Source organism: Nitrososphaerota archaeon, from assembly GCA_027887005.1.
Classification (GTDB): domain Archaea; phylum Thermoproteota; class Nitrososphaeria; order Nitrososphaerales; family Gagatemarchaeaceae; genus UBA183.
This window is the reverse complement of the sequence record JAPCJI010000001.1, coordinates 110930-123230: the sequence shown is the minus strand read 5'-3', so window position 1 is coordinate 123230 and position 12301 is coordinate 110930. Positions and strand designations below refer to the sequence as shown.

Below are 12301 nucleotides of genomic sequence, written 5' to 3'. Positions count from 1 at the left end.
TAGGAGGCGCATGATTCATGAGTAGGTGGTGTCAACCTGTCCGCAGCAATCCGACTATCAGACCAAGTGAGTCGCAAGAGTTCCCCGTTGACTTTCAATTCAGGATCTCGTTGACTACCTTCTCATAGGACCGGACTAGGTCGGCGCCTCGTGTTGTAATCGTGTATCTCCTCCTGCTCCCGTACTCCTCAACAGTCAGCATTTCTGCGACGACGAACGACCTCAGCTGGGCCTGGAGGACGTTCCAGGAAAGGTTCGCCTTGTACATTATTTGAGTCGGCTTCCCGAACCCCTGCGCAACTACCCGCAGGATGTCTACCCTTATCTGAAGGATCGACCTCCGACCTGCCGGAATCGACTGCTCAGGTTCCCCACCCTGCACCGTTACGGGCTGGAACAGGTTCTCAGTCATTGTCCACGAATGACGCTTTAGCGTAATTAGCCTTTGCCTATTTTCAATATGGATTCAGTAACTACCTTAGGCCCGGAAGCTTCCGAATCATAGAATAGGCACTTGCGAGTTCATTCGCAATGGCAGGTTCGCTTAGGTACCGCTTGAGGTCTTCTGGCGCTGGCGACGAGTGAGAATAAGACACCTGTCCGCAAAGATAACCCCACACGTTCCGCTCTTACTCACCGCCGCAACTCTCGTTCTAGTTGCAGGTTTGGGGTTTCAGGGGTTTGAGGCTTTCGCATCGAGACCCACGCCGACCATTCTCAGCGCGATGATCGCCCCTGACGGGTCATCGTGCAGCATCGAACTACACAACCCGGGAGCCACAGATGTTCACGTAACCGAGCTCACCCTGCGGTACGGGTCCGGCCCACCTGCCGTCTCTTTTGGCTCATCCTTGACTATGCTTTCGAACCGAACTACCGCATACCTATGTTCGATGGGTATGAATCAACAGTTTCTCCCAACTCTCAATGGCCAGGGCGGGGGAGGTTACAACCTTACGGTTCGCTTCGACGACGGTACTCTCGCTTCCTACTCCGCGGCGTTTTCATCGAGCTGATATCAACTCTCGTTCGAGGCTACTTGAGGCACACCTGGCATTCATGGATTCCAAAATCAGATTGGACCTTCACAATGCCTTTAATGCTGAAACAGCCCAGTCTGGAACATTGGCTCAAGAACAGAAAGCTTCAGATGGAGAGAACGGGAGTTTCGTCGACAGCCTTCGCGAGATTCAAGGAGAATACATACAGCTCAATGACCTCTACGAGAGGCAAAGAATATACGGCCAGAAGCTCTCGGACATGATGAAGGCACTGCAGTTCGAGGTCGACACTACAATCCCCATTAGGCCGGAGACGATGGGCAACGGGGTCACTTCAGCGTACCTGGTGTCAGAGGCAGTCGTCGTCGCCTTCGACAAGAGCCGCAACATGAGTTCAAGCCCCCTCTACCGATTGCCCCCCAACGTGCTGATTTCAGTAATAGAAGAGTGCACTCCGGAGCTAAGGAGGCTAATCTCAGAGAAGAGACGGACCGAGAGCAACAAGGTCAAGTCGATGGAAAGGGTCCTGAAGGAACTGAAGAAGGCGCAGGCCACCTTCAAGCTTGCTAAAAGGGACGAGCTCGAGGTAACGGAAGACGAGCCGAGGGAAGAGGCAAGCGAGGCCGTTGAGGAAGAGAGGCCCCTGAAAGTCCAAGACCAGGTCGAAGTACCCCTGCGTGCGACAAAAGGCGCCTTCGTGTTCAAGGGATCGTTCGGCGACAAGAAGGAGATCTCCGGCATCTCCTCTTGAGCATTTGCGTTCCGAAGACAAGCCCAAATCTGTATGACAGAAGTCGAGAGTTGACTCGGGTTGCAACGCATCATGGCAAGGTGGCGTGAGAGGTATCACGACGCGCGCATTCGGGAGACAAAGTTCCTGATGTCATTCAACATGATACGCCTCGACAAGAGGCTCATAGTCCTACTGGGAGTCTTCGTCTCACTGAACTTCTTCGACGCTCTCAGCACGTTGATAGCAATCCATTCGGGTCCGACATTCGTCGAGCTGAACCCAATCGCCTCGCAGCTCTTCCGGCTCAGTTTCGACGGGTTCGTCGTCGCTCTCGGTCTGAAGTACGCACCCATTGCCCCCCTAATCTACGCGACCTACCTGAAGGACAAAGGGACGAGGCCTGTCGTCTTCAGAATCGTTAAGGTTAGCGCCTTCGTGGCCTTGGCGGCTGCCGACATCTTCTATGTTGCCGTGGTAGGGTCGAATATCGTCACCCTCGCCCACTTCTACCTGGCCATAGGATAGAAGACGAATGGAAACAAACGTTATAACCGCGCCCTTGGTGCAACAAGTGTGTTGATCCCTGAGACGGGGACGAGCATGGTTTCCGGCGTGCTAAGGTTCTACGAGCTGAACGACGTCAGGCGTTACTTGAAAGAACTTCTCGATACGTACCAACGCGAGTACGACAAGTCGTCCAATATCATCGGAGGGATGCTTCGCTCGGAGGGCCAGAAGGGCATGGAGGTCATCATCTCGAAGGGGTGGGCAAAGGTCGGATCCCTGTTCGTCAACATGGCCGACGCAGAGAAGGGGAGGATGGAGGTCGTTTTTCAGATAGTAAACGAGATGAAACCGAGAGTCGTAAAGACTGAAGAAGTCCTAAAGGCATTCGAAGGGGTAGAGGGTCTCCCAATTCCAGACGACGCCACCTTCCTGCTGTACCTCCGCGGCGGAATCCCTGAAAGGTTAATCGTAGACATGAACGAAACAAGGCCTCCCAAGTTCATGTTCGACGGGAAATTCAAGGCTGTCTAGTCCGCTGGCGCTCTTGTGGTCCTTGACGTGAGGAATGCAGAGCCTGAATTTTGACCACAATCCCTTAAATGTTATATTCTCTTGAGCCGTGCGCGTAGTATGCTCGAGATCGGCGTTCTCATAGAAAGAATTGATGGCGCCCGACTTTCTGACAAGGTCACCGAAAACTCAGCCTCAAATTATGGCCTGAATGTTTCGCTTTCCGAGCGCGAGCGAAGCCCCGCATCTCTCCTACTCAGCTTCACGCTCGAGCTTACGAGCCAACCACAACTGGCCAGGATATTGGTCTCCGGGATAACGACTCTGACTGGCACGAAGGACGAAATCCAGGGCGCCCTGGCAGCTCCTGACGACACCAACCCTCCGCTCGTCCTGGCGACCGTATATGAGAGAATCTACGGCCTAGTCTACCTCGTCGCTGAGGGCCTGAAGATCCCCCGCCCGCTGCCTACTTTGCTGAAAACCGCACCCGATAAGAAGTAGTTGTCTGGAAAACGGGCCGAATGGGAGTAGATATTTGGAATATGCACAGCAATACTTAACTAGGTTCCATGCCTTTTACAGAGATATGAGTAACACGGCAACATTCGGGCTCCCTGGAGAGACCCTCGGTCAGGCGAGACGGTCGCCGATGGAGATGGTCTGCGACATCCTGGGCGTTCTCTCTGAAGGTCCGACCAAGCCGACTCATATCTTATACAAGGCGAACATGAGCTGGAAGGTCCTTGCGGCCTACCTCGATTACCTGCTAGGGAAGGGGCTGATTGAAAAGGAGGAACAGGGGGGCAAAAGGAGCACCTACAAGCTTACAGGCAGAGGAAAGTCGATCCTTCAGGTGTACGATGGGCTCAGGTTGAGCCTCATGGGGAAGGAACCTTCAGGGGCCGGAGAGCTGCTCGGGCTGCTTGGAACGGCTACCAAGTCCGAGGAGAAACAGGCTCACTCGTTTGTTTGGTGAAGAAAACGCCTAGGGCAGATTGCTGCTCCCTGAGCAACTCGGTCGTTTCTTTATAGTGCTCGTACGCCTTCACGAAGGCCTTCCCTCTTTCGGTCGCCTGGAAGATCCTTCCCGCTGGCTGGAAGACAACCATTTGGTTTGATGCGAGCATGTCGAGGTATGTGTTCAATTGTTTTAGGTTGAGATTGGCCTCGTACATCACCTTCGTCTTTCGCCGACCTGTCTGCACTGACCTAAGGATAGCGAACATTATTTCTGAACTGTCCCGACGCCTTTGCCCGTTTATCATTGGAGTTCCGACAGCAGAAAACGAGTTAAGATTTCCTGCCCTTATGCCAAACATTCCGGTTCGGACTTCACGGACTCGGAAGCAAACTCGAAGGTGTAGCTCAGCCTACGCGCTCGACCAGGAATTCGCAGATGTTGTCTCCCTTCGCCACGCACTTCTCCTCGACGACTCGATGCGTGGATCCGATTATCTCGTCTGCCACCCCTCCAATTACGCCGCCAAGTAGGTTGCAGACCGGATCCGTCGAGTCCCTGATGTGCAGGCAGAAGAAGCAATTCTTGACCAATATCCTGGCCTGGCCTCCGTAGAGGTCGCCTCCGACCAGACGCATCTCGCCATACCCAAGCTCCCTGGCGAAGCCCTGCAGCGCCTCGTAGGCCCCCTGTGGCGCGACCTCACGAGTCTTCGCAAGCCTTCCTAGGTACCGCCCGTTGCTGTATCCCATTCTCTGGAGGATGACCGCTGAACCAGTCATGAATGTACTCGCAAGTTCCTTTTCGATCGTCGCCCAGCCTATGGATCCCACTGCCATCATCCGGATTCCATCCTCCTTCCGTCTTATCGTACCGTGTTCAACGTCCACGTCAAACGGCTCGTCCTTCGGTGGCTCCTTCTTCTGGGAACCTCTAAACAAGACTGTGCCCTCTCAATGACGGTATCTTAGTGTATATTTGACCCTTCTTTATATTGTCCCGTGCGTTTTCCAAGCTTTTCTATCCTGGAAATGGTTTCCTTGCCATGACCACGTGGAAGGGGGGAAAGCTAGAGAAACGGAGTCGATGGACGGACACGTCCGACATGCCTTGCTTCTTCAGGAAGTCGGAATAGATCCCGCCGTTCCCCGCCTCGAGGATCCCTACTCGGCCTCCGTTCTTGAGTATCCTCCCCACCTCAGAAAAGGCCAAGCCTCTCTCCTTTCGCTTCGTCAGCCTGTGAATCGAGACGGCAGAGAGAACGACATCAACAGAGGAATCTGCGAAGGGGAGGAACCTCGGGTCTGCCTTGATGGCGAAGACCTTGTCCTGCACCCCCTCTCGGCTGGCGTTGGCCCATATTGATTTGGGAGCATTCCCAGACAGATGGCCTTTTTGCCAGAGGTCCACTCCGACCGCATACCCGCTTGTAAGCCTCTTGCTTGCGAGGACCATTCCCAGCCCCCTTCCACATCCAAGTTCCAGCACGACCTCTTCACCCCCCCAGGGAATCTTCGCGACTATCCTAGTCATCTCATTCACCTTCCCCTGTCTGCTGCTCCAGTAGAGCGCAGCCGCCACCGCGAGGATCAGGAACCCCACCGCAGGGCCGGCAAGGAGACCAATCCGCGCCGTCCCCGGGTTCACTCTCTCTGTGTAGGCTGAGATGACGAAGCCAATCACCACTGCAAGACCACCGGCGATGACTAACTCAATGATTGACCTCGGTTCGTCGATTCCATATCCTACCTTTCCGAGGCTTTTCACGGGAGATCCTGTAGGGGAAGGGACGCTGACAGGCCTATCAGAAGACATGTTTCACGGCATCCCTCTGGAACTTGTATTTATTGTTCGTACCTTCGCGTTAGACGGGGATGGCAATGAAGCCCCTTGCGACGAATATCGCTAGCAGGCTTACGACGACCAGGGCGATGGCGTGCTTGAATCCGTCCGAGATTCCGCTCTCTCCCATCTTGCCTGCGACTATCCCAATGACAAATGCGTCGAAGACCGCGGTCGTCAGAAGAGTGTCGATGACGGTGGGTGAAACCGTTGGAACGGTTGAGGTCGCGAAACCGGTCGCCGAAGGAGCTGACAGCAGGTACACCATGATGAACGTTGTAATGATGACCATCACTCCCGCGATGTAGGTGATAAAGACGAAGGGCCTGAGGGCCGACCGCCTGTCCGATTCCATATCGTTGATGCTCCTTGTGAACTCGGCCATCTCTGAGAAGCTCCTGATCGTCCCACCACCGACGTCGACAACCTCGATAAGCAATGTTCCGACAGCTCTCGTGATCCAGCTCCCAACAGCGCCGGTAAAAGTCGATATGACCTTCGAGAGGGCAACACCCCACGATAGCTGGGCTCCCATCTTTCTTACGTGCTTTGAGAGGATCCCGTATTGCCTCGTTCCGAGCCTCTCAATCGCGACTTCGGGAGAGAGTCCAGTCTTCCTGCCTTCGGCTACGTCTCGGATGAACTCGGGGAGCATGCGCTCGAGTCCTCTCCTCTCTCTGCCGTATCTGATCGCCAGGAAGGCCGGGATTGACACACCTATGATCAGGGTTCCGGAGGTCTTCTGGTACAAATGGAGTGGGAGAGGCAGGAAGAAGAACAGCGCTGCAATAGGCGCGGTGACTAGGAACCATTTGTAGGGCCTGTAGTCCACGTAGGGCCACTTTGGCTGGACGGCGTCTATGAGCCAGATGAATCCAGCAGAGATTACAGGAACGAGGACAAAGGCAAAGATGTAAAGATTAGTGAGCCCATTGAGGTTGTTGCTGATGAGTGTCTGAATCATGTACAGGGTATAGAGCACCATTCCTAGGATGACTGTGACCGTGAGGTACGCTTCTGCCATGGTTCCCGTCGTGTCGGCAGACCTCTTCACCTGGTTTGCCTTGGCCTCCATAGTATCCCTGAGCTTAGACTGGACATAGGCGATGAAGTTTCCTCCGCTCTTGAGGATTGCCGTGTACCCGAACAGGAATTCTGAGAAGCGCTTGTTTGGGTTATAGCGTGCTACGATCTCAATCGCGGTGATAGGGTCGTGTCCGAAGACTTCAACCTCAAGTAGGACCCTCTTCGCCTCCCTTCGAGCGGCTGGGAATAGCTTCATTTCCGAGATCCTCCTGAGTGTCGAGAGAGGGGAAACGCCTCCCCCTGCCAGCACCGACATGTATCCGATCACGAAGGGGAGCTCGGTATCTATGCTTGCTCCACGAGATGACGCACTGATTTTGGGGCCATTTATGACCAGAGTGAACACCAGGGGGACAGCGGCGATGAGCGCCAGGAAGTAGGGAATGTGGAAGAAGGCAAAACCAACGTAGATCAGGACCCCGGCGATTATTGCGGTAAGGGCGGTTGAGAAGAGGGCCACGGAGATCAAGCCCTCTGGTGTTATTCTGAGGTTCGACTTCAGGATGTTATCCCTGAGTAGGGGTACCGAGCGGCTTAGCCTAGTGGCGGGCCAGGCGAAGATCCGAAACGAGGCTTGTGTTAACCTGTCGAAGAAGGTGAGCTTGATCTTCTCTTTCGACTTGCCCCTGGGCAGGATTAACTTGAAGCTCACGGGCGCTGACCGCCGTGGCCGTATTCGCCCATGATCTCAGCGACCGCGACCCCTTTCGCTTCGAGCTCGTTGGCGGCGGTGTTGAACACTTCCTCAGGCCTTGCCACGTAAAGCTCGAGTATCGGCGAGAGTTCCTTGAAGTTCCTGATTCCCTTCTGCTGAATCCACCGGAGGATGAGGGCGCGCCTTTCGATCTCCTTCAGTATGTCACCCATTGGGATGCCGTTGTCTCGTGAGATGCGCTCGAGCTTGGTGCTTTTGTCGAAACTAGGCTTGAAAGTGTCGGTGCGTGCGTCCCATCGGAACGCCTTCATTACCTCCTGGTCGCTGACCACCTCGTCCACCGAGACGATCCTTCTCACGGCCTTGAAGCCTCCCCCTGGGGCCGGGACTGAGATCCTTCTGACTACGAAAACGAGGTCGAGGAATGGTATGAAGGCCCTCGGGACGTTCATAGGAGCGGATACAAGCCTCTGCAGGGCCGACGCTGCGTCGTCTGCGTGGACAGTCGAAAGGCCTCCGTGGCCCGTGGAGATTGCCTGGAATAGCACATATGCCTCCTCTCCTCTCACTTCGCCGACACAGAGGATATCAGGCCTCATCCTCATGGCGGCCTTTACGAGCTCGAACAGACCTACTTCGCCTGCCTTCTCTTCCGTCGCCGCGTAGCTTTCTCTAGACACGAGGGAGGTCCAATTGAGGTGGGGGACGTTAATTTCCTGGACCTCCTCGATTGTCACGAGCTTCGTGTTTAGCCTAGTCAGGGTTAGGAGTGCGTTCAACAGCGTCGTCTTGCCGGCCCCAGTCGAACCAACCACACAAGCCGTCGCCCTGTTCTGCATCAAATACCAGGTGTAGGCTGCCATTCTGTGGTCGAGCAGGTTCAGGTTGAGCATGTCAACGATGGTCAACGGGTCCTCCCTGAATTTCCTGATGGTGGCGGAGCTGCCCTGGGGGGAAACTTCACGCCTGAACGTAGCGATGAGCCTGTGCCTACCTGGGAGAGTTCCCTGGACGACAGGGAACGCGGTGGAGACGTGCTTCCCTGCCATGTGGGAGAGGCGAGTGATCTGGTTGTCCAGCACCTCATCGTCGCTTATCGTGATGTTTGTCTCGAGGCTCTCGTGGCTCTTGTGGTAGATGAAGATCGGTTTTCCGAGAGCGTCTATCGATATGTCCTCAATGTTCGGGTCCCGCATCAAGGGGTCCATCACGCCGAACCCGACTAGATCTCTTTCTGCGAAGTAGATGATCTTTGACCAAGATGCGGCGGGGACGCGGATGTTGTACTTCAGCAGGATCTTCCTTGCCTGGTCGGCGAAGTACTGTCTTGGGTTGATCTGTTCCCTTGGAACTGTAAGCTCCGCCTCGAGGGCGTCGATCAGGTAGGAGTATATCGCGGCCTCGGTCTTCGTGAGGGGGACCTCGTCAATGAAGTACCGCCTCGCCAGGAGGGGACTCTGAGCCACGACTGCGTAGGCGAAGGGGCTGTTGACAGGGTATCTCTCTAGGACTTTCCAGGAGGGGGGAATCGTTGTACCGGAGAACGGGAACCTTACTTTGACGTTCTTGAGGAATCTGAATCTCTTTGCCATGGTGGCCTCTTCCTCCTCAGTGCGATCCTCGGGTGTGGGCTGCTTCGGAACAGGTTTCTGAACTTGTACGGTCTGTTGCCTCGACGCCTGCATGTTCTGGGACGCCTGTTTGGGCTCTGGCTTCGCAGGAGTCTGTGGCTCAGCTTCGATCGGCTTCACGGGGGGGATTCTTGCCTCCGTTGGCGAAATGTCACGGTTTGGTGATTGGGCTTCCCGAGCTCCGCCGGTCTGGACAGATGGGCCAGGAGCAGGACGGGGATTGACCGGTGTGGAACTCGTCGCTTGAGGGGCCACCGCTCCGAGTGGAACTTGAGAAGCGGGCGTGGGCTTTGACATCACAGCTGGCTCCAGGGGTGGGGCTTCTAATTCCTCCTTGTTCCGCCTGAATAGGCGTCTGAAGAAACCCTTGCGCTCCTCGTTTCCATCGCTGGACATCTAGCTACTCCATTTTCGGGGCAGACTCTGCTTATAACCGATATGGATTTCGAGACCATAAAGACCCCTCGCGTCCTGGGTCTGGTAGCAATCATCACGCGGTACTTCATAGAACCTACAGCCGACCGAATTGAAACGCAAGACTGTCTTTTGCTTCATCATACCAAGAATGTATTTATCCGTTATGGAGCACAACCCAGATATCAGTCCATTGGTCTTCATGATTCGCCCTCTGGGAGGGTTTGCTTCGCACTTTATCGAAGGCCTCTGTTCTATCATTCTACCTATCCCTGCGAACCGGGGCCAACTATAGGGGCGAGGTCGTCGAGGTCGAAGAAAGCTGTAGCTCCAAGGTTGTTCTTCAGGGTCTGAGGGGTAATGTAGTGGAAGTTGCCGATGCCGACTGACCCACTTGAGTAATCCTCGAAGTAGATTGCCCCAGTATCACTGGCCCAGGAAAGGAAGAGGTGGCCAAAGCCATCAACTGCGCCCTGGTCGAAAACATTCCCCGCGCTCGGGGTAAGAGCGGACACTGTCTCGCTGGCCACGAGTGTCCATCCGAGGGGTCCGGTGGTGGGATTAATCTGATTGATGACGTTCCAACCATAGACCATAAGGTCCTGCGTGAATGGGTCATAAGACCCCCCGTGTACCCCAGTGAAGGTATGGCAAGCCCCTCCAGCATCCTTGAAGCAGGTCGTCACTCCTGTCGCTGTGTCGATGCTGCCGACATGGCCTGTCATTCCCTCGAAGCGCGTCCCAAGCTCAGCAGTGTAGTACACGTGGGTCGGATCTACGAATATCACTGTATTCAGGTTGACGTCATCACCCGAAAGCGAGAGAGTTGTGGGGGCCCCGACCGATGGATTTGCCGCGCTAAGTGGGACCCATGCTAGGCTGCCTGCGCCTGGGTCTCCGTCCATCCACAACTTTGTCCCAGCCGAGTCAACCATGAGATTGTATGAGTAGATCGTCGAGGGATAAGTGGTGGCTACACCCGTGTTCGGGTTGACCTCGTTGAAACCGTTGTAGGGTTGGTTTGTCCCGGTCAGTATCATGTGGTCCTGAGGATTGAATACAACACCGTCTGAGCCGTGCGGCAGGTTGTTGTTTATCACAACTGGTGGAGTAGGGATTGCAAAGGGAGTGGGCGTCCCCGGTTTGTATACGAAATTGAAGTATCCCACGGCTCCAGAGTATTGAGTATAGAACACGGTCCCGCAGTAGGCGAGAACCTCAGTATTGCAGGGTGTCACGTTGTTGGTCTTCCCCCCCAGGACTGTTTCTCCCTGGAATGGGATCTGCTGGTCGTAGACCTGACCCTTGTACATGAAGGAGAGTACTATGCTCAGGTAGGTTGCTTCTGGGGTCTGGTAGTTCGGCGGATTCTGAGGGGTGCAGCCGAGGGGGTTGTCGAATGCTCGACCGTACTGACTGAATCCCCAGTTCCAGTTCGCAGTACCGAAGCGGCATGCAGCGAAGGTGAGTGTCACCGTCTGTCCGGGAGCGATGTCGATGCAGTTTGTCGAAGAAGGAAGATTGTAGTTGGGAGGGGTCTCTGCGCATGTGATCGCGTCCCCACCGTAGGGGGTTAGGGTGGGGGTGAACTTGCTGTAATCGGGGAAGTAGCAACTCACCCCACTTGTGCAGCTCGAGGCACTGTACGATGAAGCGGCTCCCACGAGATAGAAGTCCGACTCTCCGCCCAAAGAGGGGTCGGTCTGGAAGTAGGAATACTGCAGCAAGGGCACGGTCGTGTTGAAGTTGTTGGTGACCTGGACGTAGTAGGCTACGTAGTAGTCGGCGCTGCCGTTCTGAGGGTTAGCGCTGGGAAGGGTGCCAATGCTGAGAGTGCCGGAGGGGGTCTGCGTGCACGGCGAGACAAAGATGATGCCGCCCTTTTGGTAGCAGTAGGTGTCCTTGAAGAAGAAGGAATTCGCTGAGAATGGCCCCTGGTTGAGTACGCTGACGGTGCCTCCGATCTGGATGGTGTTGGAGACCTCCTGAGCGGAGGAGACAGAGACTGAGTTGAGGGTGCCTATCGCCGAGCCGGAGAACGAAGCGAAGCCGCCTACCGCGCCGGTATTGGCATTGTAGGTGCACGTGAATGTTATGAAGGGCGCGCTGCCTGAGCCGGAGTACGCAGTAATCGTGTTGCTGGGGACGGGCGCTAGACAGCTGCCCCCCGTGATGCTGGCTGTGCCTGTCACCTGGGCTGTGGGAGGGGATGGGTCAAGAGCGACGCCCGTTACTGGCGATGTGGCGTAGTTGTAGACAGTGACCGTCACAGTCACGCACCCGCTGCACGTCAGAGTCTGAGGAGGGGCGGCGATCAACTTGACGACTAGGGCGTTGCTCCCGATCCCGGGCGTGCCGCCGGGTAGCGGATACTGGGCGGAGAAGATGTTGCCAGTCGATGTGAGAACGCTCACCAACACCGTCGTCCCGGACACATATGGATAGGACGTCTTGCTGATTGCGAGATCACAGCCTGTCTTCCCGGAGATGCATCCGCTCATTGTTCTCGTTGAGGCGCCCATGCTTATCGAAAGAGGCAGGGTGACGTTCAGGTCGCCCATCTGAGCCCCCGTTCCAAGAACACTAAGATAGTGAGAACCTGGCGTGACCTGGGAGTTCGAGACGGGCTGACCTTTCGCCACGTTCGTTACGTAGACATCCAGGACGGTCACTGTTGCCCCGCCGGTGTTGTTCAGGGTGAGCCCCAGGTCGCCCATCTGCCCCCACGGATCAGCCACTGACGATAGTTTGACACCCACGACGAGGTGCTCAAGGGATGCCTGTTGGAGGGTTGCCTGCCTGCCCGCGCTCGCCTGGTTGTTGATGAGGGAGTTCTGGTTGATGAAGAGCAGGAAGCCGACCCCGCCACTAAAGAGCATCGCGAACATGATCATCGTGGCCAGTATGCTTGCCACTGCTCTTCGCCGCCGCTGGTAGCCGTTGGGGTTTCCGAGGTTCATC

Annotated in this window: 12 protein-coding genes; 5 read left to right on the top strand and 7 right to left on the bottom strand. The window is 55.5% G+C overall.

What is annotated here, in order from left to right; genetic code table 11:
- Positions 1 to 94: 94 nt before the first annotated feature.
- Complete coding sequence (locus OK438_00625) at positions 95 to 412, bottom strand: winged helix-turn-helix domain-containing protein (GenBank protein ID MDA4123940.1); 318 nt, start codon at positions 410 to 412, stop codon at positions 95 to 97.
- A gap of 713 nt (positions 413 to 1125) precedes the next feature.
- Between OK438_00625 and OK438_00620 the strand changes: the two genes are divergently transcribed.
- From OK438_00620 to OK438_00600, 5 genes are all read left to right on the top strand, one after another.
- Positions 1126 to 1752, top strand: coding sequence for a hypothetical protein (locus tag OK438_00620; protein MDA4123939.1), 627 nt, complete (start codon positions 1126 to 1128; stop codon positions 1750 to 1752).
- A 72-nt stretch (positions 1753 to 1824) separates the two neighbouring features.
- Positions 1825 to 2259 carry a DUF5658 family protein gene (locus tag OK438_00615; GenBank protein MDA4123938.1) on the top strand — a complete coding sequence of 145 codons (435 nt, stop codon included), beginning with the start codon at positions 1825 to 1827 and terminating at the stop codon, positions 2257 to 2259.
- Between the two features lie 51 nt (positions 2260 to 2310).
- Positions 2311 to 2772, top strand: coding sequence for a hypothetical protein (locus tag OK438_00610; protein MDA4123937.1), 462 nt, complete (start codon positions 2311 to 2313; stop codon positions 2770 to 2772).
- A gap of 99 nt (positions 2773 to 2871) precedes the next feature.
- Positions 2872 to 3255 carry a hypothetical protein gene (locus OK438_00605; protein MDA4123936.1) on the top strand — a complete coding sequence of 128 codons (384 nt, stop codon included), beginning with the start codon at positions 2872 to 2874 and terminating at the stop codon, positions 3253 to 3255.
- Positions 3256 to 3340: 85 nt separating this feature from the next.
- The gene (locus tag OK438_00600) at positions 3341 to 3730 is read left to right on the top strand and encodes a hypothetical protein (protein MDA4123935.1); all 390 of its coding nucleotides are present in this window, start codon (positions 3341 to 3343) and stop codon (positions 3728 to 3730) included.
- Here OK438_00600 and OK438_00595 read toward each other — a convergent pair.
- From OK438_00595 to OK438_00570, 6 genes are all read right to left on the bottom strand, one after another.
- Positions 3687 to 4019: a winged helix-turn-helix domain-containing protein gene (locus OK438_00595; protein ID MDA4123934.1), complete on the bottom strand. Its 333-nt coding sequence runs from the start codon at positions 4017 to 4019 to the stop codon at positions 3687 to 3689. The genes OK438_00600 and OK438_00595 overlap by 44 nt on opposite strands.
- A gap of 100 nt (positions 4020 to 4119) precedes the next feature.
- Complete coding sequence (locus tag OK438_00590) at positions 4120 to 4653, bottom strand: hypothetical protein (protein ID MDA4123933.1); 534 nt, start codon at positions 4651 to 4653, stop codon at positions 4120 to 4122.
- 79 nt (positions 4654 to 4732) lie between these two features.
- Entirely contained in the window at positions 4733 to 5479 is a 747-nt protein-coding gene (locus OK438_00585) for a class I SAM-dependent methyltransferase (GenBank protein ID MDA4123932.1), read from the bottom strand.
- A 97-nt stretch (positions 5480 to 5576) separates the two neighbouring features.
- Positions 5577 to 7292: a type II secretion system F family protein gene (locus tag OK438_00580; GenBank protein MDA4123931.1), complete on the bottom strand. Its 1716-nt coding sequence runs from the start codon at positions 7290 to 7292 to the stop codon at positions 5577 to 5579.
- Positions 7289 to 8887: a type II/IV secretion system ATPase subunit gene (locus OK438_00575; GenBank protein ID MDA4123930.1), complete on the bottom strand. Its 1599-nt coding sequence runs from the start codon at positions 8885 to 8887 to the stop codon at positions 7289 to 7291. The genes OK438_00580 and OK438_00575 overlap by 4 nt, the downstream gene beginning before the upstream one ends.
- A 719-nt stretch (positions 8888 to 9606) precedes the next feature.
- Positions 9607 to 12300, bottom strand: a complete 2694-nt coding sequence (locus tag OK438_00570) for a hypothetical protein (GenBank protein ID MDA4123929.1) — start codon at positions 12298 to 12300, stop codon at positions 9607 to 9609.
- Between the last annotated feature and the right edge of the window lies 1 nt (position 12301).

Coding starts and splice junctions, on each gene's coding strand:
- OK438_00570 (MDA4123929.1), bottom strand. CDS start 12,300: ATGAACCTCGGAAACCCCAACGGCTACCAGCGGCGGCGAAGAGCAGTG.
- OK438_00625 (MDA4123940.1), bottom strand. CDS start 412: ATGACTGAGAACCTGTTCCAGCCCGTAACGGTGCAGGGTGGGGAACCT.
- OK438_00605 (MDA4123936.1), top strand. CDS start 2,872: ATGCTCGAGATCGGCGTTCTCATAGAAAGAATTGATGGCGCCCGACTT.
- OK438_00600 (MDA4123935.1), top strand. CDS start 3,341: ATGAGTAACACGGCAACATTCGGGCTCCCTGGAGAGACCCTCGGTCAG.
- OK438_00595 (MDA4123934.1), bottom strand. CDS start 4,019: ATGATAAACGGGCAAAGGCGTCGGGACAGTTCAGAAATAATGTTCGCT.
- OK438_00615 (MDA4123938.1), top strand. CDS start 1,825: ATGGCAAGGTGGCGTGAGAGGTATCACGACGCGCGCATTCGGGAGACA.
- OK438_00575 (MDA4123930.1), bottom strand. CDS start 8,887: ATGGCAAAGAGATTCAGATTCCTCAAGAACGTCAAAGTAAGGTTCCCG.